Here is a 19,610-nt window from a genome sequence, read left to right as displayed (position 1 = left end):
TTAACCACGCTGGCCGAACGCAGGCTTGAATCCGTGGGTAACCCGGCAGGACGCCGGGTTAGCCGTCCTGGGCCAGGGATGGCCCATGACGGCGGCCCACGGATTCAAGCCTGCGTTCGGGCACACCGAGCCTAAGCGAGGTGCCGAGTGGTGGGGCAAGAGCCCTTTTGGTTACTTTTGGGGCTCTTTTCCAAAAGTGACCCGCTGTAAGAGCGGAACCCTAAGCAGCCGTTACCGCAGCAACGGATATGTACTCGGTCAAATCCAACCACATGGTCGGCCCGAAGGCCGCCACGGAAACAAGCCCCCTCCCACATTGATTGCGTGACTATTCGGAATAGACGGGGTAGTCGATGTAACCCACCTCCCCCCCACCATACATCCCCTCTTCTCGCAGTGGATTCAACGGCCAGCCGTTGAATAGCCGCTGCGGCAGATCCGGGTTGGCAATGAACGGCCGTCCGAAGGCAATCAAATCCGCCAGCCCGGCTTCCACCAGTTTCGCGCCGCGTTCAGCCGTGTAACGACCGGCATAGATAATGCGGCCGCTGAAGGTGCTGCGCACGGCTTCACGGAAGGTGTCGGGCAACACGGGGGCGTTGTCCCAGTCGGCTTCGGCGATGGAGACATAGGCGATGCCCGAGGCTTGCAGCACCTTGATCGCTTCGATGTAGGTGTGATGGGGGTCTTCTTCCACCAGGCCGATATACACACGGTCCTCATCGGTACCGCTGAACAGCGGCGAAAAACGCACGCCCAACCGTTCCGGCCCCACCACCTTGCACATCGCCTCGACGATCTCACGCAAAAAGCGCAGGCGATTATCCAGTGAGCCGCCGTATTCGTCGTCACGCTGGTTGGCGTGGGCCGAGATGAACTGGTTGACTAGGTAGCCGTTGGCCGAATGAATCTCGACCCCGTCAAACCCTGCGTCCAGTGCATTGCGTGCCGCCTGGGCGTAGTGCTGGACCAGTGCCTTGACCTCTTGGGTGGTCAACGCACGGGGCACCGGCGGTTGCATCAGCTCGCCCACACCCGGCCCGGTTGCGATAAAGGCTTTGGCTTGCTCGGCTGCCAGTGCGGACGGCGCAACCGGTGCGGCGCCGTCGGGCTGCAAGGCGTTATGGGACACGCGGCCCACGTGCCACAACTGGGCGAAGATGACCCCGCCCTCGGCGTGCACGGCGTCGGTGACTTTGCGCCAGCCGTCAATCTGCGCGGGGGTGTAGATACCCGGCGTCCAGGCGTACCCCTGGCCACGCGGTTCAATCTGCGTGCCTTCGCTGACCATAAAGCCGGCCGTCGCGCGCTGGCGGTAATACTCGGCCATCAGGTCGGTGGCGATATCGCCGGGTTGCGCGCTGCGCTGGCGTGTCAGGGGCGGCAGCACCACACGGTTGTTCAGGGTGTGATGCCCCAGTGAAATCGGGGTACTTAAAACAGAGTGGGTCATTCGAGAACTTCCAAATTGAGGACAAGCGAAGGCATTGGCGACTCCAGGGAGTCGCCAAGCCATCCAGCGTGTCAGGGGTTTAAGCGGTGAGTTTCAGCAGGGCCTTGGCCACATCGCTGGAGCTGGCAGGGTTCTGCCCGGTGACCAGCAAACCATCTTCGAGGACAAAGGACTGCCAATCCGCGCCCTTTTCATACTTGCCGCCCAGGGCCTTGAAATCATCTTCAATCAGGAACGGCACCACATCGGTCAAGCCCACCGCCTGCTCTTCCGAATTGGAGAAGCCGGTGACGCGACGGCCCTTGACCAGCGGCTCGCCATTGACCGCCTTGACGTGACGCAAGGCGCCCGGCGCGTGGCAGACAAAGCCGATAGGTTTGCCGGCCCGCTCGAAGGACTCGATCAGGGCAATGGAAACCGGCGACTCCGCCAGGTCCCACAGCGGGCCGTGGCCACCTGGGTAGAACACGGTGTCGAAGTCGTCAGCGTTGACCGTGTCCAATTTGACCGTGTTGGCCAGGGCCTGCTGCGCAGCAGGGTCGGCGGCAAAGCGGCGGGTTTGTTCGGTTTGTGCATCGGGTGCGTCACTGACCGGGTCCAGGGGCGGCTGGCCGCCGGCCGGGGATGCCAGGACCACCTCGACCCCGGCGTCCTTGAACGCGTAGTACGGCGCGGCAAATTCTTCGAGCCAGAAGCCGGTCTTGCGGCCGGTGTCGCCCAGTTGGTCGTGAGAGGTCAGTACCATTAATACTTTCATGTTCCAGTGCCTCGATCGATGTGAATGTCAGTGTGTTCAGGGCAACCCAACATCTGTCGGGTCAGCCACAGCGCCTGATCAAAAGGCGCAGACGTACGGGTGATCTTGTTCATGACGCTGGTGCCCAGCCATAACGCATACAGCTGATGGGCGAGGTCCCTTGGGCTGTGTTCAAGCACCAGGGAGCCGTCTTCAACGCCGCGCTGCATGGCCTCGGCGAGCATTTGGATAGTGCGCGAGGTGCCACGATGCAGCGCCAATCGCATGGGCTCTGAAAGGTCTGACACCTCCGCACCGAGTTTGACGGCAAGGCATTTGCCTGCATCGGTGCAGCCGGTCTGGTTGTCGATCCAGGCTTGCCAATAGCGCATCAACTTGGCCTGCTGGGATAACCCCGGCTGGGCGAAGAGTTGCGCCATTCCCTGCACGTAGTGATCAAAGTAGGTGTCAAGCAAGACGACACCAAATGCATCCTTGGAATCGAAGTAGTGATAAAACGAACCTTTGGGCACATCGGCGGCTTGCAGTATTTCGTTCAACCCCACGGCGGAAAACCCTTTGCGGCCCACAATCGATTGCGCCGTCTCCAGAATGGTCTGCCGTGCACTTTTGGTTTCGCTGTTCATGCTTCACTCCGCCCGATTAGACCAGTCGTCTAGTGCGTGGAGTGAATGTTAGGAGCCGAGCCTTAGGCTCACAATGTCATATCCGCAAGGATTCCGGACACGCTGCAAAGGCGGTTGCCGTTTTCCCGGCAGCCACCGACAATCCCTTCTCCCACGCCCCAGGAGACATGCGATGCACAGCGTTGCGCTGATGGTTTACCCGAACTTCCAATCCTTGAGCCTCAGCCTGGGCTCGGTGTTCGAGTGCGCGAACCTGCTGCGTGGTGAGCCGGCCTATGAGTTTCACCTGGTGTCGGAAAGCGGCGGCGCGGTGATGACGTCCCAGGGGTTCTCGGTCAATACCACGCCGATTCGGCCCGAAGGCTATGACACCCTGATCGTCAGCGGTTACCTGGAATTTCGCCTGCCGGAAGCGAACCTGCTGGCGCTGGTCAAGGCTGCGTCGCTGCAATCGCGGCGGATTGCCTCGCTGTGCACGGGCATTTTCGTGTTGGCCGAGGCTGGGTTGCTGGAAGGCAAGCGCGCCACCACGCACTGGATTCATGCGCCGGCTTTTCGCAAGCGCTACCCGGCTATCCAGTTGGAAGACGACAAGCTGTTCATCGTCGACGGCCAGATCTGGACCGGTGCCGGCATGAGCGCCGGGGTCGACCTGGCGTTGGCGATGGTGGAAAACGACCTGGGCAGCGACCTCGCCCGGCGCATCGCGCGCAAGCTGGTGATTGCCCAGCGTCGCGGCAGTGAACAATCGCAGTTGTCCGCCTTGCTGGAACTGGACCCCAAGTCCGACCGCGTGCAACTGGCCCTGGCCTACGCGCGTGAGAACCTCACCCACGATCTGTCCGTGGACGCCTTGGCCGACGTCGCCCGTCTGAGCCCGCGCCAGTTCAGCCGGGTATTTCGCGAAGAAACCGGGCAGACGCCGGCCAAAGCCATCGAAGCCCTGCGCGTGGAAGCCGCGCGGGCGATGATGGAAACCAGCCGTCACCCCGTGGAAGTGGTGGCGCGCGAAACCGGCTTCGGTGATCGCGAGCGCATGCGCCAGGCGTTTCTACGTGCTTTCGGGCAACCGCCCCAGGCGATGCAACAGGCGCTGTTCAATACGCGTGCCTAGCGGCAGTGGTAAGGGCTTTCGCTCTTGAGTTCTTCCCCGGTTTTGAGGTCACGGATGGTCACCGTGGCTTTCGGGAAGTTCTGGCAGAACATATTGCGCGAGGAATAGATACCGCTGCCGTGGCTGGTGATCACCATGTTGATCGGAGCGCCCGAGGCGTCGACGGCCGTGACATCGTAGTCACCCGACATGGTTACGCAACCGCCCAAAGTCAGCAGCAGCGCAGCGCCAACGAGGTATTTGGAAAAAGACACTGTGTGCATTTCGCATCCTTGTGAAATTAAGGGCCAGAACGGCCAGCGAGATTAGGAACAGGCCGCCGCGTTTAAGTTCAACATTGTGTTCAATGCAACGCCGCCCGGGTAATCAGGTAACTGGTCAACTGCGGGTCATCGTCCAGCTCGATGGCCTGCACCGGGCGTGGCAGGTTATCCAGCACCGTACGCCAGAACGCCTGGGACACTTCATCCTGGTCATAGAAACGCACCAGCCAATCGGCCTCGCCGCTGCACAGCACCTGGGTGGCGATCGCGCTGCCGATGCCCTTGCGACGATAGCGCTTGAGGATAAACAGGTCGGCCAGTTCCAAGGCATGGATGCCCGGCACTTCGCTGCCCTCAATCAGCAGGAAGCCGGCGATATAACCGTCGACCAGCAACAGGTTGGCGCTCCATTGCGGGTCTTGCCAATAGCGGTTCAGGTGTTCGTCATGGATGTAGAAACGACCGTCCGCCTCGACATCTTCCTGCTCCCAGTCCGACGACTCGTAGGCGTAGTACTGGTAAAGATTGCGGATCAACTCGGATGCTTCGGGGCCGGTCTGGATCAACTCAACGGTGGTTTCAGGCATGGGGCTCTCGGTGAAAAAAAACAGGGCGCCATTGTTCACAAAACCCCGCCCCAGTCCAATAGCGGTCTCCACCTTTCTACTTGCTGAACCGATTGCAAATAGCGATTGCATTGGCCGAATTCTTGAAACATTTGGAATAAACTTCGCCGACTCGCCCGTTATTCTCAAGGACACCTATTTTGACCAACGTCTGTTCCGCCGGCCTGGATGTGGGCTTCGCCTCTCTGGATTACCTGCAAATCTTTATCCTGGGCGTGATCCAGGGCATTACCGAGTTGTTACCGGTGTCGTCCACCGCCCACATGCGCGTGATACCCGCCCTGCTCGGCTGGCAAGACCCGGGCTCGGCGTTTTCGGCGGCGATGCAGTTGGCGGCGCTGGCTGCGGTGGTCAGTTACTTCTGGCGCGATGTGCACCAAGTGACCACCGGCAGCATCGGCGCGGTACGCCGGGGTGACTACAACGACCGCTGGTTCAAGCTGGCTGTGGCGATTGTGCTGGCGACGATCCCCATCGGCATTGCCGGCCTGGCGCTGTCCTCGACCTTGAATGCCTGCAACTCGCCGTTGCGCGGGCTGATGGTGATCGGCATTTCCTGCGTGGTGATGGCGGTGTTGCTGGCGGCGGCCGAGCTGCGTGCCCGGCATACACGGGACGTCAGCCAGATGCGCCTGCGGGATGCGTTGATCGTCGGTGTCGCCCAGATCGGCGCGTTGATTCCAGGCGTATCGCGTTCCGGCTCGACCCTCACCGCGGCCCTGTTCCTCAACTTCAAACGCGAAGAAGCCGCGCGCTTTTCCTTCCTGCTGGGCCTGCCGGCCATCGCCCTCGCCGGCCTGAAGGAGCTGTGGGTGCTGCTGCACGCCGACATGCCCGCCCACGCCTGGCCGCATTTGCTGTTTGGGCTGGTGGTGGCCAGCGTGTCGGCGTTCTTTGCGATCTGGGGCCTGATGAAGTTCCTGGAGCGCTTCTCCACCTGGCCCTTTGTGATCTACCGCGCGCTGCTCGGGGTGTTCCTGATTGTGGCGGTCAGTACCGGCTTGCTGAGCTGACCCGAGGCGCAGCTATTCGTCTGGTAGAGTTCAGTGATCGCAACGGAGTGGTCGCTGAACATGTCTTTCTTGAAACGCGTACAACACCAGAAAATTTCACGTCCCAACCAACACAGCTTCAACCCTGACCGGTGGAACGCAGCGCTGGATCCCGACGCCGCTGACGCACAGGACAAGAGCCTGCATCAAGCCGGCCTGTGGTTTTACCGCGCGTTTGGTGAATTGCGCAAACAGCTGAGTTTTGCCGCTGACCGGCAGATCCCCAAGAAGAACAAACTGTTGGCGTTCATCACCCATGCCAACCTGAACGCCATGATGTATGAGCAGGCCGCGAAGGAGATTCGCGAAAACATCGGTGACCTCGATCCGGCCGAGATCACGCGCCAGCAACTGGTGCCCAAGTTTTCCGACAACCAGGGTACAGAGCACTCGATCGATGAGGTTGCCCAGGCCGATATCGACGGGCTGCAAATGCCCATCCAGATGGTGCTGGCGGAAAAAGGCGATGCATCAGAACCGGATATCAGCACCACGCATTTCGACCTCAAGCGTGTCGCCCACGACTATCAACTGGGTGCCTTTTACGGTGTGCTTGAAGAGCACTGGGAGGACTGCCTGTGGAACGACTACAGATTCGAGCACGGTGCCAGGATCTTGCTCACGCCAGGCAATCAGCACTTCGCCGCCTGGAAGGTCATCAGTCAATTTCGGCGCAATATTCTCGTTCATTCGAAGACAACCGCGCGGATCATGCACTTCAGCAGGCACTACACGCAAAATTCCCACACCGAACTGGGGATTGTGCGACCTGTCTGTGCGATCACCCACCGTGAGGGCGTCACTCACTACCACCTCGCCGATGACGCAGAGGTCCAGCGCTCAGCCCTGGCCACCTACCTGATCATCCATGAAGCCCTGGAACCGTACTACAACGGATATTCCGCCTTCCAGGCGCCCAAATTGGACGGGGCAACCCTCCATGACGTGGTCAGGTGCTGGGCCGTCCTGTGCAGCCTGGCAAGATGCCTGCTGGATACCCCCAAGGCGCCACCTGAAACACCGTTGGGCGACTCGTTGCTGGTGCATGTGGCTGCACCGATGGTCGATAGAACCGCGTTGCTCAACGCGGTATCCGAATCCCTGGGAGTGGACCTGGCACGTAGCCGGGCACTGATTGATTTCCTGACCTTCGATCACACCGACAAATCGGATACCGGTAAGAACGAGTTGTGGACGCAACCGTTAATCCCCTACAACGACGATAAACTGCTGGTGTTATTCACGCCGCTGCTGTGGGGCACCACCCAACGCAACGTGAATATCTGGTTGCGACAGATGGGCGCCGACCTGGCGGCGCGCGGCAACTCGTTCGAAACCCATGCGCGTCAGGTCCTGGAACGCTATGCCCAGGACTCGCGCCTGAAAAAACACATTCGAATCATGCCGCATGCCTTCACATTCAACTTACCGAAGGCCGCTACCCCCCCGTATGAGGACATCGACCTGCTGATGCTGATCGGCAGTACGCTGGTGGTCGGCGAAGTAAAATGCTTCCTGCAGCCCGCCGATACGCTGAGCACCTTCAAGCATCGAGACAAGGTCATCGACGCTTGCGCGCAACTGGCACGCAAAATCGAGGGTATCCGACAACATGAAAAGTCCTTTAGAAAGCAGTGTCTGAAAGCCAATTTCCCGCTGCCTGACAAGCTCTCGATCCAACCCGTGGTGCTGTTGAACGGACCGGCCCACTGTGGGATTCCCTATGACGGCATACCGATTGTCGACACGTTGATTCTGTCGACCTTCCTGAGCGGCGTTATCCGGCAAAACATCACCGAAACCGTCGAGGGCGTGATCGCCGAAGAGCAGATTCATCTCTACACGGACCTCCCGGGCGCTGAAGCCAACCTTGCCGACTACCTGTCAGCCCCACCGCAACTGGCCTACATAAAAGCCGGGCTCACCGTGCAGGAATCCAACCGCCAACACATAGCCCAACCGCTCGAGGCCATCAGCTATCGGTATTTCGAGGTGGTCCTATAGGCCGGGGCTGCGCTCCGCCAGTTCGTCGAGCAGATCGGCCGACGGCACGAAAAACAAGCCGCCGGTGACCGCCGTGCTGAAGTCGAGCAAGCGGTCGTAGTTGCCCGCCGGGCGGCCGACGAACATGTTTTCCAGCATCTGCTCCAGTGGCTGCGGCGAGCGTGCGTAGCCGATGAAGTAGGTGCCGAACTCCCCGGCGCCCGGACGGCCGAAGGGCATGTTGTCGCGCAGGATTTTCACTTCTTCGCCGTTCTCGTCGGTGATGACGGTCAGCGCGCTGTGGGAATTGCTCGGCTTGGCCGCATCGTCCAACTCGATATCCGACAACTTGGTGCGCCCGATCACCTTTTCCTGGGCTTCCACGGTCAGGCCGTTCCAGGCGGTCATGTTGTGCAGGTATTTCTGCACCAGCACGTAGCTGCCGCCTTCGAATTCGGGGTCTTCGTCGCCGACGATGGTGAAGCCCACGGCCTTGCGCCCCACCGGGTTCTCGGTGCCGTCGACAAAGCCGATGATGCTGCGCATGTCGAAGTAGCGGAAACCCTGGACTTCATCCACGACCTTGACGCTGTCACCGAGGGCCGCCATCAGTTGGGTGGCGAGTTCAAAGCACAGGTCCATCTGTTCGGCGCGGATATGCAGCAGGATGTCGCCGGGCGTCGACACTGCCATGCGCCCTGGCACCCCGAACTCGCGAAATGGATGCAGCGAGGCCGGGCGTGGCGCGCCGAACAGCCGGTCCCAAGCCTGCGAGCCGAAGCCACAGACGCACGTGAGGTTGCCCGCCGGCACGCGTTTACCCACCGAGCGCACCAGCCCGGCGATGTCCGCGCACCAGGCGCGCACGCTGTCTTCAGTGCCAGGCGCGACGGTGGCAACCATGAAAATCGCGCTGCTGGTGATGGGGTGGCAGACGGACTGCGGTTCAAGAGGCGGCTGAACAGACGAAGTCGACATAGTGGAAGTCCAGGCTAAAGGGCGAGAGTGAACCCGCGCAGATTAGCAGATCATTTCCGACACTCCTGCCACACGTCGCGAATCAATGCCTTGAGCTTCAACGCCTCGGCCCAGCGATCACTGATTTCACGCCCATCGGCGCCGGTGATGGCATAGGGCGGCGGGCCCAGTTCGCAGGTGAAGGACAGGCTTTGCGGGGTTTCGGGGCGGGCCAGCCAGTCTTCGATCCCGTAGCGCCACCACTCGGTAAAGCGTTGCACCCAGGCTTGGTGCTGGGGAAACGCCAGGGAGACTTGCACCTGTTCACTGCTGGCCACACGCCCATGAAAGCCCCAGCTGTGCTGCAGGATCGTGCGGATCTGTTCATCGTCTTCAACGGCGCCGGGCTCGGGCAATTCGCGCCCGACCACGTAGTGGGACAAGTCAGCGAGCAGTTTCAGGTCGGGCATCTGCGTCAGCAGGTCGAGGGTGAACAGCAGGTCGTTGGTGAGGCGATAGCGGTGGGTTTCCAACAGCACCGGAAAGTCCACCTGCTCGGCCAGGCGTTGCCAGCCTTCGATCAAACGCGCGGCCTCGGTTTGGGTACGTGGGCGCACATCGGCTTGCAGGGTGAGGTGGTGGCAGCCGTGGCGGCTGATCACATCCAGCGCGGTCGCCAGGTCGTCGACGCTTTGCGGGAACAACTGGCCTTCGATCTGCAGGCCCCGCGCCATGGCGGCGGCGTGCAGTCGCGCCACATCGGCGGCTTGCCAATAGTGATCGGTAATGCCGTCGAAACCGGCGGCTTTGATACGGTCGAGTTGGGCCTCCAGAGGGCCGGGCTCGGTGTGCATCGCCCACAAGGATTGGAATACCAGGAATTGGCGCATATCAGCCTCGCAGCAGGTGTTTGAGGGACACGTGGGGGTCGGCCAGGCTGGCAGGGTTCAGGGCGATGCGCGCGCTGATCAGCCGTTCGCACAGCTTGACATCCTTGGCCACGCTATTGCCGGGGCCCCAGCCGCAGGCGCCTTGCAGGCGATGGTCGGCGTCGAGGTAGAACAGCAGCAGCCCCGCGTCCGGCAATACACGGCTGACGGTCAGCGGCGTGATCACGCCCACGGTCTGCAACCCCCAGTCGTACTGGTCGGACCAGAAACCGGGGAGCGCTTCGAACGGCTCGTCGCGCCCCAGCATGTTGAGCGCGGCATGCCGCCCTTGCGCCTCGGCGTTGCGCCAGGTTTCCTGGCGTTGGTACTCGCCGCCGAGGCGAAACTCGCAAACGTCCCCTGCCGCGTAGATGTCCGGCACACCGGTGCGCAGGTGCGTGTCAACGCGAATGCCCTGCCCCACCTCCAGCCCCGCCGCCACGGCCAGCTCGATATTCGGTTGCATGCCGATGCCGACCACCACCAGGTCACAGGGCAGCCATTGCCCATCCACCAGTTGCACCGCCTCTGCATGGATCGACTCCAGCGCCACATTCAGGCGCACGTCGACGCCGTGTTGGCGATGCAGCTTCAGCAGCGCCTCGGAGATGACCGGCGCCAGCACCCTGCCCGCCAAGCGTGGCCCGGCTTCGAGCACCGTCACCTCGCAACCCAGGCCGCGCGCCGTCGCCGCCACTTCCAGGCCGATAAACCCGCCGCCGACAATCACCAGCCGCGCTCCGGGGCGCAACGCGGATTTCAGCGCCAGCGCTTCATCGTGGGTGCGCAGGTACAGCACGTTGGCCTGTTCCTGGGGCAAACGCCGCGCCCTGCCCCCGGTGGCCAGCAACAGGCCGGCGTAGGACAGCCACTGGCCGTCGGCGAGTTGCAGGCGGTGTTGCGGCGGGTCCAATTGGCGGACCGGGTTACCGGCGATATGTTCGATGCCCAACTCGGCCAGCCGCGCGCTGTCGCACAGGCTGCATCCGGCCAGGTCCACGCTGCCCTGCAACAGCCCTTTGGACAGGGGCGGCCGCTCGTAGGGCACGTGCGGCTCGTCGCCGATCAGGATCAGGCGCCCGCTGTAGCCTTCTTCACGCAGGGTCAATGCCGCACGGCCACCGGCATGGCCGGCGCCGACGATGATCAGGGCGGCGGTCATCATCAGGCCGTGACGGCGAGCAAAACCCGCCCCGCTTCGACCCGCACCGGGTAGGTCTTGAGGTTGACGCACACCGGCGCGCCCAAGGCCTTGCCGGAGCGGTAATCGAAGCGCCCGTTGTGCTTGGGGCATTCGACCACATGGTCCATCACCAGGCCGTCGGCGAGGTGGATTTTCTCGTGGGTGCACAGGCCGGCGGTGGCGAAAAACTCATTGTCCGCCGAACGGAACACCGCATAGGTGTGCGGCCCGTGATCGAAGCGCAACACGTCTTCTGCGTCTATTTCGCCCACGGCGCAGACGTCGATCCATTGATCGTTCATGGCGTTTTCTCTTGTTATTGGAGGGTGTCAGCCGGCAGTGGCTTCTGCATGCATCGGGGCCCTGGCGGCCGGTTCAGCACTGGGGCCGATGGGACGTTGGACGAAGTAAGTCGAATCGCTGCGCTGTTTCCAGATCGTCGGGATGATTTCCTTGTACGCCTCGAACAGGTTGGCGTACGGCGGCGGGCAGTCGTTGCGGATCTCTTCGTGCAATTGCGCCAATGCGTGGTACGGCACCATCGGGTACATGTGGTGCTCAAGGTGGTAGTTCATGTTCATGTAGATAAAACGCAGCACGCGGTTCATGTAGATCGTGCGGCAGTTGCTGCGGTGGTCGAGCACGTCTTCGGCCAGGCCCACATGCTGGCTGAGGCCGAACACGTAACCGAGCCAGGCACCGTAGAGGCTCGGCAGGCCCACCAGCATCAGCGGCAGCCAACTGTGCAGGTACAACGCAGTGCCGATGACCAGCGCATAAATGCCGACCCAGATACGCGCGGCGCGGAACACCTTGGGCCACTCGGACTCCGGGATAAAGTCCTGCTCCTGGGCACTCATCCGGCCGATCGCATGGCGCGCCACACCGCTGAAGGTCTTCCAGGCCAGGGGCAGGTTGAACAGGCTGAGCACCATCATCGGCAGGCTCGGCGGGCGTGGCTCGACGATCTCCGGGTCGCGGCCGACGACGATCGTGTCGGTGTGGTGCCGGGCATGGCTCCAGCGCCACACGTGGGGCTCGAAGATGCACATGAAGCTCGCGACCTGGTACAGCACGTCGTTCATCCAGCGGGTCTTGAATGCGGTGCCATGGCCGGTTTCGTGCCAGCGCGGGTTGGACGCGGTGCCGTACAGCACGCCATAGGCGAGGAAGAACGGCACGCAGGCCCACGTGCCCCAGAACCAGTAGCCGCCGAAGCCGGTGGCGAACAGCGCGGTCACCCAAATAGCGGTATCGAGCAAGGCCGGGGCGTCGCGGCGTTGCATCAGTTCTTTCATGCGTTTACGGGAAATCGGCGATTGGTACCAACTGGCCGAGACCAGGCCTTTTTCCGCCGCGCGGGCGGCTTCGGGACCGGTGAGGCTGTAGTCGCGCCGAGCGTGATGAGCGGTGTGTTCAGGCATTGTTATTGTTCTCCGCAAGCGAGAGGTTTCAGGTGCTTTGCGAAACCAACGATAGAGTGCGGCTAAATCACCCTCAAGGCCTTGAATCCATTCCCTATCAAGCTATCATCCAGGCCCAGCGGGGCTTGATAGTTTTCTATCAAGACGCTCAAGAGGGCTGTCATGAACAACAATAAGCGCCCAACCATCGCCACCGTCGCCGCCCATGCGGGCCTGAGTGTGGCCACTGTCGACCGCGTGCTGAATGCGCGCGCGCCAGTCAATCCGCAGACGGCCGAGCAGGTGTTCCAGGCCGCCGAAGCCGTGGGCTATTTTGCTGCGCGGCTGATCGGCCAACGCATCCGCGAACGCCGGCCGACCTATCGCTTCGGCATTCTGCTGCTGGGCACCGCCCAAGCGTTCTATGCCCACCTGGCGCAGTCGATCAGCGAGGCGGCGCAACAACACGCCACCACCAACCTCACCTGCCAGTTCGACTACATCAACGACCGCACACCCAGCGCCATCGTCGCACAGATCGAACAACTGGCCGTGCAGTGCGACGCCCTCGCCGTGGTCAGCTTCGCCCACCCGCTGATCAACGCCTGCCTGGCGCAGATCCGCGCGGCCGGCGTGCCGGTGGTGGCCCTGCTCTCGGATATTCACGAGCAAGCCCTTGAACCCTACGTGGGCCAGGACAACCACGTGGTCGGCCGCACCATGGGCTGGCTGCTCGCCCGCACCTGTGGCGCACGCAAAGGCAGCGTGGGGATCCTGCTCGGCGGCCATCGCTTCCTCGGTCACCAGGCACGGGTCGAAGGCCTGCACAGCTACCTGGCCGAACACGCACCTGGGCTCAAACCGCTGGAGCCGCTGATCAACCTGGACAACTGCGACATCACCGAAGAAGCCACCCTCGACCTGCTCACCCGCCACAGCGACCTGCGCGGCCTGTGTGTGGTCGGCGGCGGCGGCGACGGCATCATCAGCGCCCTGGCGCAGCTGCCCAAGCGCCCGGCGTTGTGCTGCATCTTGCAGGAGTCCACGGCGCTGTCACGCCAGGCACTGAGCCAGGGGTTGATCGATGTGGTAATGGATTCACAGCCCAGGCAGACGGCGAACGCGCTGGTGCAGTTGCTGGTGGAATTGCAGAGTGCCGAGGGGTTTGATCCGGTGCGGCATCGGGTGCATATCGCGCCGCAGATTGTGACGTCGGAGAACATGTGAGCCTGAGACAGGGGGATCAAATGTGGGAGGGGCAAGCCCTAATGCCGTTCAGTTAAGCGTACATCGCCTTCTGTAGGAGCGAGCTTGCTCGCGAAAAACTCACAGGCGCCGCGTTGATTCAGGAAACACGCGTTATCGTTGACGTTTTTCGCGAGCAAGCTCGCTCCTACAAAAAAGCCTTAACTGAACGGCATTAGGGCTTGCCCCTCCCACATTTTGAATTTACGCGCCGCGAAAATCGCCGGCATTCAGCCCGAATCGACTCATCTTGTTGTACAACCCACCCCGCGATACGTTCAGTTGCCGGGCGGCCAGGCGGATGTTGCCGCCGGTGCTTTTGAGTGCGGCGACGATGGCGTGCATTTCGTGGCTGCTCAGGTCCTGGGCGGGCTGAGGTTCGTGGTGGCGCAGCGTGGCGCGCGGTCTGGTTTCCAGAGGCAGATCGGCCGCCTGGATCAACTCGCCTGTCGCCAGGTTGGTGGCGCGCTCGATGCTGTTTTCCAGCTCGCGCACATTGCCCGGCCAGGCGTAGGCCGAGAGCAATTCCAGCGCATCCGGGGCAAAGCCCTGCACCGCTTTACGCAGCGAACGAGCACAGCGTGTAAGGAAGTGCCGCGCCAGCAACGGGATGTCTTCACGGCGCATGCGCAACGGCGGTACGGTCAGGTTCAGTACGTTGAGGCGGTAGTAGAGGTCTTCACGGAACGCGCCTTCGGCCACCGCCTGGCTAAGGTTGCGGTGGGTCGCGGCGATGATGCGCACGTCCACCTGCCGTGAGTTTTTCGCGCCGACGCGGGTGATCTCGCCTTCCTGCAACACTCGCAGCAGGCTGACCTGAGCGTCGAAGGACATATCGCCAATCTCATCCAGAAAGATCGTACCGCCATCCGCCAGTTCAAACTTGCCCGCCGACCCGCCACGGGCCGAGCCGGTGAATGCGCCTTCGACATGCCCGAACAGCTCGCTCTGCACCAGATCGCGTGGGATCGCGCCGCAGTTGACCGCCACGAACGGGCCGTTGGCGCGGTCGCTGGCGTTGTGGATGGCCTGGGCGAACAGTTCCTTGCCGGTGCCGCTTTCGCCGAGGATCAGGGTGGTGGATTCACTGCGACTGGCGATACGCCCCAGATGCAGCGCGTCCTGGATCGCCCGCGACGTGCCCTGGATGGTGTCGAAGGTATAGCGGGCCTGGGTGCTGATGATGCGCCGGGTGATTTCGCGGATGCGGCGGTTCTCGCGCAGTGACACGATCACCCCGCCCTGCTCCAGCGGGCACACCGAGACCAGGCAGGCGAGCTGGCTGCGGTCGCGCAGGTGGAAGGTGCAATCGAGGTCACGCACCGGCTCACCGCCGCGTAGAAGAATGGCGTCACTCAACTCACTGCGGCCCAGGCGCTGGAACGGGCTGCCGATCAGTTCCAGCCCCACCCCGAACAGTTGCCGGGCATAACGGTTGAGCGCCTTGATGCAGCCACGCTCATCGAGCACCACCAGGCCCTCGTTGAGGACTTCGAGCACGGTTTGCTGCTCTTCCAACAGCGCTTGCAGGGCCATCTGGCGAGAGACCGCTTCGGCGGCGGCTTGCACGGTGCCGAGGGTATGAAAGTGAAACCAGCCGGGCTCGGCGGTGAGGGTCAGCATCGCCAGGGTCTGGCCCTGGGCATTCCTGATCGGCGCGGCGGCGCAGTGCATGCGGCGTTGGCGCAGGCCACTGCCGAAGTTCTCCTCGGCCAGCACGTACACCAGGCGGTCTTCGGCCAGGGCCAGGCCGGTGCAATTGGTGCCCTGGACTGATTCGAGCAGGCGACTGCCGACGGGGGTGATGTCCAGCCCGCAGAAATACAGGGTGATGCCGTCGGCGTCGGTGAGGTTGATATGGCCGCGAGGGTTGTAGGCCAACAAGCCGTGCATGACTTGCGCGGCGGCGGCGATCAGCACGCGGTGGCTGGCCAGGGTGGTCGCCAGCGTGTCGGCGGCGGCGAAGCGGTATTGACTGTCCTGCGGGTCGATATCGGCATCGACACTGCGCCGCCACGAGTCCCAGATTACCTGGCGCACCTCGGCCGGGCGCTGCACCTGCCCGGCCAGGCAGGCGCGCCACGCGTGTTCCAGCGCGGCAATAGGGCCGTCGTTCAGCGCCGCCGGCCCCAGGGCCGTCAGGTAGTCGAGGTCTTGCATGCTGAACGCCATGCTCATCGTGAGGTACCCATGTTCATGTTTTTGACATGTCAGTATAGGCATGTCATCAGAATGAACACATTTTGTTTATTGTATTTTATAAACTGTTAATTATCAGTCACTTATAAATTGGCATAACCTTTGCTCCTGCCCCTTTGCCAGTCAGGGCTGTCCTGCGGCCAACAATAAAAAGGGGTCATTTCATGAGTACACAGAATATCCGCCTGGGCTTGATCGGTGCTGGTCGCATGGGCAGCTTCCACGGCTTGACCGCTGCGCGACACATCCCCGGCGCGACCCTCGCCGCCATCGCCGACCCCACTCCCGGCCAAGCCGCACGCCTGGCGGCCGAACTGGGGGTGGACAAGGTCTACACCGACCCGCAGCAGTTGCTCGACGACCCGGACATCGACGGCGTCCTCATCGCCGCCCCCGCCCGCAGCCACGCCGAACTGGTGATCAGCGCCGCTCGCGCCGGCAAGGGGATCTTCTGCGAAAAACCCATGGCCATCACCCTCGACGAAGCCGACCGCGCCATTGCCGCCGCGGCCGATGCGCGCGTGCCGCTGCAGGTCGGTTTCAATCGGCGCTTCGCCAAGAGCTTCCGCACCGCCCACCTCGACGTGGCAGCCGGCCGCATCGGCACGCCGCAGCTGTTGCGCTCGCTGACCCGCGACCCGGCACTCAATAACCCGGCCAATTCGCCGCAATGGGTGATCTTCCTGGAAACCCTGATCCACGACTTCGACACCCTGCGCTACCTCAACCCCGGTGCCGAAGCGGTGCAGGTGTATGTGATGGCCGACGCACTGATCGCGCCGGAGTACAAAAGCAAAGGCTTCCTCGACACCGCCGTGGTCGCGATCCGCTTCGACAACGGCGCCATCGCCACCGCCGAGGCCAACTTCCAGGCAGTGTACGGCTACGACGTGCGCGGCGAAGTGTTCGGCAGCGCCGGCATGCTGAGCATGGGCAGCCTCAACGACTCCGACCTGGTGCGCTACCTGGCCCAGGGCATCCAGGCCGACACCCAGCGTATGGACACCGACCTGCTGCGCGACGCCTACATCGCCGAACTCAACCACTTTGTCGACTGCTTGCGCAGCGGCGCCAAGCCCATGGCCAGTGGTGAAGACGCGCGCGCCGCCCTGGCGATCGCCCGCGCCTGCATCGAGTCGTTCGAAACCGGCAAGGCCGTTGCCGTGCAGGGGGCCCGCTGATGAGCCCGTTCAAACTGGCGATCAGTGCCGAGATGGTGTTTCTCGACTTGCCCTTCATCGAGCGCGTGAAGCGCATCCACGCACTGGGTTTCAGCGCCGAGATCTGGAATTGGACCCACAAGGACATCAGCGCCCTCGCCGCCACCGGCGCCGATTTCACCTCGATGACCGGCTATATCAGCGGCAGCCTTACCGACCCCGACGGCATCCGCCAACTGCTCGACAGCGCGCGCGAATCCATCGGCGTCGCCGAGCGCCTGAACTGCCCCAGCCTCAACCTGCACGGCACCGGCCTGGGTGACGGCGGCCTGCCGGTGCAGCCCGTGGGCCAGACCACCGGGCGCATGTGGCTGAGCGCGTGCAAGACACTGGAAAAAATCGCGCGCCTGGGCGAAGACGCCGGCCGCGTGTTCCTGCTGGAAAACCTCAACACTGAGGTCGACCACCCCGGCGTTCCGTTCGCCCGCGCCGACGACACCCTGGCGCTGATCGAAGCGGTGGGCAGCCCGCACCTGAAGATGAACCTGGACCTGTACCACGCGCAGATCGGCGAAGGAAACCTGATCGAACTGATCCAGCGCGCAGGCAGCGCCATCGGTGAAATCCAGGTGGCCGACGTGCCCGGGCGCAAGGAGCCTGGCACCGGCGAAATCCACTACCCGGCCATTGCCAGGGCCCTGCACGCCATGGGCTACAACGGCGTGGTCGGCCTCGAAGGCTGGGCCAGCGGCGACAGTGAGTTGGCCCTGGAGCGTTTCCGTCAAGCGTTCACCCTATAACAATAAAAGGAACACCCTCATGCATCGCTATTCATTGCTTGTTGCTGCGTTTTTACTGCTGTTCAGCCAATGGACCTTCGCCGCGTATCGCATCGGCGTGAGCATCGCGCGGGTCGACGATAATTTCATGACCTACGTGCGCACCGGCCTGGAAAATGCCGCTAAACAACAGGACGTGCAGATCCAGTTCGAAGACGCCCAGGGCGACGTGGTGCGCCAGCTCAACCAGGTCGAAGGCTTTCTCAACCAGAAAGTCGACGCCGTGATCGTGCTGCCGGTGGACACCGCCGCCACCGCCAACATGACCCGCGCCGCCGTAGCGGCCAAGACGCCGCTGGTGTACGTCAACCGCCATCCGGATGAGCGCACTTTGCCCAAGGGCGTCGTCACCGTGGCGTCCAACGATATCGAAGCCGGGCGATTGCAGATGCGCTACCTCGCGGACAAACTCGGCGGCAAAGGCCATGTGGCGATCATCATGGGCGACCTCGCGCAGAACGCCACCCATGACCGCACCGAAGGCGCCAAGCAGGTGCTCAAGGACTTTCCCGGCATCAAGGTGGTGGAGCAGCAAAGCGCCGAGTGGCAACGCAGCAAGGGCATGGACCTGACCAGCAACTGGTTGCTGGCGGGCACGCAGTTCGATGCCATCGTGGCCAACAACGATGAAATGGCGATTGGCGCGGCCATGGCCTTGCAACAGGCGGGCAAGGCCAAGGGTGAGATCGCAATTATCGGCATCGACGGCTTGCCCGACGGCTTGGCGGCGATCAAGCGAGGCATGCTCACCGCCTCGGTGTTCCAGGACCCCAAGGCCCAGGCCACTCAGGCAGTGCAGTCGGCGATCAAGATGATCAAGGGCGAGCCGATCGAGTCGGAGGTGTGGGTGCCGTTCGAGCTCATCAAGCCTGAACAGGTGGCGGTGTTCGAACAGCGCTACAAATAAATCGAAGATAAGGACATCCAACTGTGGGAGGGGCAAGTCGAACCCTCGCCCCGCCCCTCCCACACGTGGATCTCAATCAGTCCAGGTCACTTGCGTCATGCCGCTCGGCCAACTGCTCATGGGGCTCACCCGACACCCGATTCACCCGCCGCCCACGCTGCACCGCCGGCCGCGCTTCAATCGCCTCCGCCCAGCGCTGTACATGTTTGTACTCATGCACCGACAGAAACTCCGCGGCCCCATACAAGCGGCCTTTGACCAGCCCGCCGTACCACGGCCAGATGGCAATGTCGGCGATGGTGTATTCATCCCCGGCGATGTATTCGCTCACCGCCAGGCGTTGGTCAAGCACGTCCAGTTGGCGCTTGGTCTCCATGGCAAAACGGTTGATCGGGTATTCCATCTTGCTCGGTGCATAGGCATAGAAATGCCCGAAGCCACCGCCCAGGTAAGGCGCGCTGCCCATCTGCCAGAACAGCCACGACAAGCACTCCGCGCGGGCCGCTGGCTCGGAGGGGAAGAACGCGCCGAACTTCTCGGCCAGGTACTGCAGGATCGCGCCGGACTCGAACACGCGAATCGGCTGGGCGCCGCTGTGGTCCATCAAGGCCGGGATCTTGGAGTTCGGGTTGACCGCGACAAAGCCGCTGCCGAACTGGTCGCCATCGCCGATCTTGATCAGCCAGGCGTCGTACTCCGCGCCGCGGTGCCCCAGGGCCAGCAATTCTTCGAGCAGGATGGTGACCTTCTGCCCGTTGGGCGTGGCCAGGGAATACAACTGCAACGGGTGCTTGCCGATTGGCAGTGTCTTTTCATGGGTGGCGCCGGCAATCGGGCGGTTGATGCTGGCGAAGGTGCCGCCGCTTTCGGTGTCCCAGGTCCAGACTTTCGGGGGTACATACTCGGTCATGCTT

19 protein-coding genes are annotated in these 19,610 nt (G+C 62.6%); 7 read left to right on the top strand and 12 right to left on the bottom strand.

Annotation, left to right across the window (positions count from 1 at the left end):
- Positions 1 to 328: 328 nt before the first annotated feature.
- The 3 genes from AB7933_RS13725 to AB7933_RS13715 form a co-directional block, all read right to left on the bottom strand.
- On the bottom strand, positions 329 to 1,453 hold the full coding sequence (locus AB7933_RS13725; RefSeq protein WP_024074791.1) for an alkene reductase: 1,125 nt from the start codon (positions 1,451 to 1,453) through the stop codon (positions 329 to 331).
- 79 nt (positions 1,454 to 1,532) lie between these two features.
- Positions 1,533 to 2,210: a type 1 glutamine amidotransferase domain-containing protein gene (locus AB7933_RS13720; RefSeq protein ID WP_024074790.1), complete on the bottom strand. Its 678-nt coding sequence runs from the start codon at positions 2,208 to 2,210 to the stop codon at positions 1,533 to 1,535.
- Positions 2,207 to 2,836, bottom strand: coding sequence for a TetR/AcrR family transcriptional regulator (locus tag AB7933_RS13715; RefSeq protein ID WP_024074789.1), 630 nt, complete (start codon positions 2,834 to 2,836; stop codon positions 2,207 to 2,209). The genes AB7933_RS13720 and AB7933_RS13715 overlap by 4 nt, the downstream gene beginning before the upstream one ends.
- A 172-nt stretch (positions 2,837 to 3,008) precedes the next feature.
- Here AB7933_RS13715 and AB7933_RS13710 point away from each other — a divergent pair, with 172 nt between their 5' ends.
- On the top strand, positions 3,009 to 3,950 hold the full coding sequence (locus AB7933_RS13710) for a GlxA family transcriptional regulator (protein WP_024074788.1): 942 nt from the start codon (positions 3,009 to 3,011) through the stop codon (positions 3,948 to 3,950).
- On the opposite strand, the gene AB7933_RS13705 is transcribed toward AB7933_RS13710, so the two are convergent.
- Both AB7933_RS13705 and AB7933_RS13700 read right to left on the bottom strand, forming a co-directional pair.
- Positions 3,947 to 4,213 carry a hypothetical protein gene (locus AB7933_RS13705; protein ID WP_024074787.1) on the bottom strand — a complete coding sequence of 89 codons (267 nt, stop codon included), beginning with the start codon at positions 4,211 to 4,213 and terminating at the stop codon, positions 3,947 to 3,949. The genes AB7933_RS13710 and AB7933_RS13705 overlap by 4 nt on opposite strands.
- Before the next feature lie 80 nt (positions 4,214 to 4,293).
- The gene (locus AB7933_RS13700; RefSeq protein WP_041161159.1) at positions 4,294 to 4,800 is read right to left on the bottom strand and encodes a GNAT family N-acetyltransferase; all 507 of its coding nucleotides are present in this window, start codon (positions 4,798 to 4,800) and stop codon (positions 4,294 to 4,296) included.
- A gap of 179 nt (positions 4,801 to 4,979) precedes the next feature.
- Here AB7933_RS13700 and AB7933_RS13695 point away from each other — a divergent pair, with 179 nt between their 5' ends.
- Entirely contained in the window at positions 4,980 to 5,852 is an 873-nt protein-coding gene (locus tag AB7933_RS13695; RefSeq protein ID WP_024074786.1) for an undecaprenyl-diphosphate phosphatase, read from the top strand.
- 60 nt (positions 5,853 to 5,912) lie between these two features.
- A complete protein-coding gene (locus tag AB7933_RS13690) occupies positions 5,913 to 7,895 on the top strand; it encodes a hypothetical protein (RefSeq protein ID WP_024074785.1) in 1,983 nt (660 codons plus the stop codon).
- Here the strand turns inward: AB7933_RS13690 and AB7933_RS13685 are convergent.
- Genes AB7933_RS13685 through AB7933_RS13665 form a run of 5 tightly spaced genes read right to left on the bottom strand, consistent with a single transcriptional unit; the run spans position 7,890 to position 12,367 of the window.
- Positions 7,890 to 8,852 (bottom strand): Dyp-type peroxidase, encoded by a 963-nt coding sequence (locus tag AB7933_RS13685; protein ID WP_024074784.1) that lies wholly within the window; start codon positions 8,850 to 8,852, stop codon positions 7,890 to 7,892. The two genes, AB7933_RS13690 and AB7933_RS13685, sit on opposite strands and share 6 nt — an antisense overlap.
- A 50-nt stretch (positions 8,853 to 8,902) precedes the next feature.
- Positions 8,903 to 9,721 (bottom strand): sugar phosphate isomerase/epimerase family protein, encoded by an 819-nt coding sequence (locus AB7933_RS13680; protein ID WP_024074783.1) that lies wholly within the window; start codon positions 9,719 to 9,721, stop codon positions 8,903 to 8,905.
- A gap of 1 nt (position 9,722) precedes the next feature.
- Positions 9,723 to 10,922: an NAD(P)/FAD-dependent oxidoreductase gene (locus AB7933_RS13675; RefSeq protein ID WP_041160902.1), complete on the bottom strand. Its 1,200-nt coding sequence runs from the start codon at positions 10,920 to 10,922 to the stop codon at positions 9,723 to 9,725.
- A gap of 2 nt (positions 10,923 to 10,924) precedes the next feature.
- The gene (locus AB7933_RS13670; RefSeq protein WP_024074781.1) at positions 10,925 to 11,245 is read right to left on the bottom strand and encodes a MocE family 2Fe-2S type ferredoxin; all 321 of its coding nucleotides are present in this window, start codon (positions 11,243 to 11,245) and stop codon (positions 10,925 to 10,927) included.
- 27 nt (positions 11,246 to 11,272) lie between these two features.
- Positions 11,273 to 12,367 carry a fatty acid desaturase family protein gene (locus AB7933_RS13665; RefSeq protein WP_024074780.1) on the bottom strand — a complete coding sequence of 365 codons (1,095 nt, stop codon included), beginning with the start codon at positions 12,365 to 12,367 and terminating at the stop codon, positions 11,273 to 11,275.
- A 162-nt stretch (positions 12,368 to 12,529) separates the two neighbouring features.
- Between AB7933_RS13665 and AB7933_RS13660 the strand changes: the two genes are divergently transcribed.
- Entirely contained in the window at positions 12,530 to 13,573 is a 1,044-nt protein-coding gene (locus tag AB7933_RS13660) for a LacI family DNA-binding transcriptional regulator (protein ID WP_024074779.1), read from the top strand.
- 222 nt (positions 13,574 to 13,795) lie between these two features.
- On the opposite strand, the gene AB7933_RS13655 is transcribed toward AB7933_RS13660, so the two are convergent.
- Positions 13,796 to 15,769, bottom strand: a complete 1,974-nt coding sequence (locus AB7933_RS13655; protein ID WP_024074778.1) for a sigma-54 interaction domain-containing protein — start codon at positions 15,767 to 15,769, stop codon at positions 13,796 to 13,798.
- A 185-nt stretch (positions 15,770 to 15,954) separates the two neighbouring features.
- Between AB7933_RS13655 and AB7933_RS13650 the strand changes: the two genes are divergently transcribed.
- The 3 genes from AB7933_RS13650 to AB7933_RS13640 are packed head-to-tail and all read left to right on the top strand — an operon-like array spanning position 15,955 to position 18,696.
- A complete protein-coding gene (locus tag AB7933_RS13650) occupies positions 15,955 to 16,971 on the top strand; it encodes a Gfo/Idh/MocA family oxidoreductase (RefSeq protein WP_024074777.1) in 1,017 nt (338 codons plus the stop codon).
- Positions 16,971 to 17,750, top strand: a complete 780-nt coding sequence (locus AB7933_RS13645) for a TIM barrel protein (RefSeq protein WP_024074776.1) — start codon at positions 16,971 to 16,973, stop codon at positions 17,748 to 17,750. The genes AB7933_RS13650 and AB7933_RS13645 overlap by 1 nt, the downstream gene beginning before the upstream one ends.
- Positions 17,751 to 17,769: 19 nt before the next feature.
- Positions 17,770 to 18,696, top strand: a complete 927-nt coding sequence (locus AB7933_RS13640) for a sugar ABC transporter substrate-binding protein (protein WP_024074775.1) — start codon at positions 17,770 to 17,772, stop codon at positions 18,694 to 18,696.
- Positions 18,697 to 18,772: 76 nt separating this feature from the next.
- Here the strand turns inward: AB7933_RS13640 and yghU are convergent, their stop codons facing one another.
- Entirely contained in the window at positions 18,773 to 19,606 is an 834-nt protein-coding gene (gene yghU / locus AB7933_RS13635) for a glutathione-dependent disulfide-bond oxidoreductase (RefSeq protein WP_024074774.1), read from the bottom strand.
- Positions 19,607 to 19,610 lie beyond the last annotated feature (4 nt).

Origin of the sequence: Pseudomonas gorinensis, assembly GCF_042015035.1 — a bacterium.
In the GTDB taxonomy this organism is placed as follows: Bacteria; Pseudomonadota; Gammaproteobacteria; order Pseudomonadales; family Pseudomonadaceae; genus Aquipseudomonas; species Aquipseudomonas gorinensis.
The sequence above is the reverse complement of the archived record's forward strand: the minus strand, read 5'-3'. Positions and strand labels throughout refer to the sequence as shown.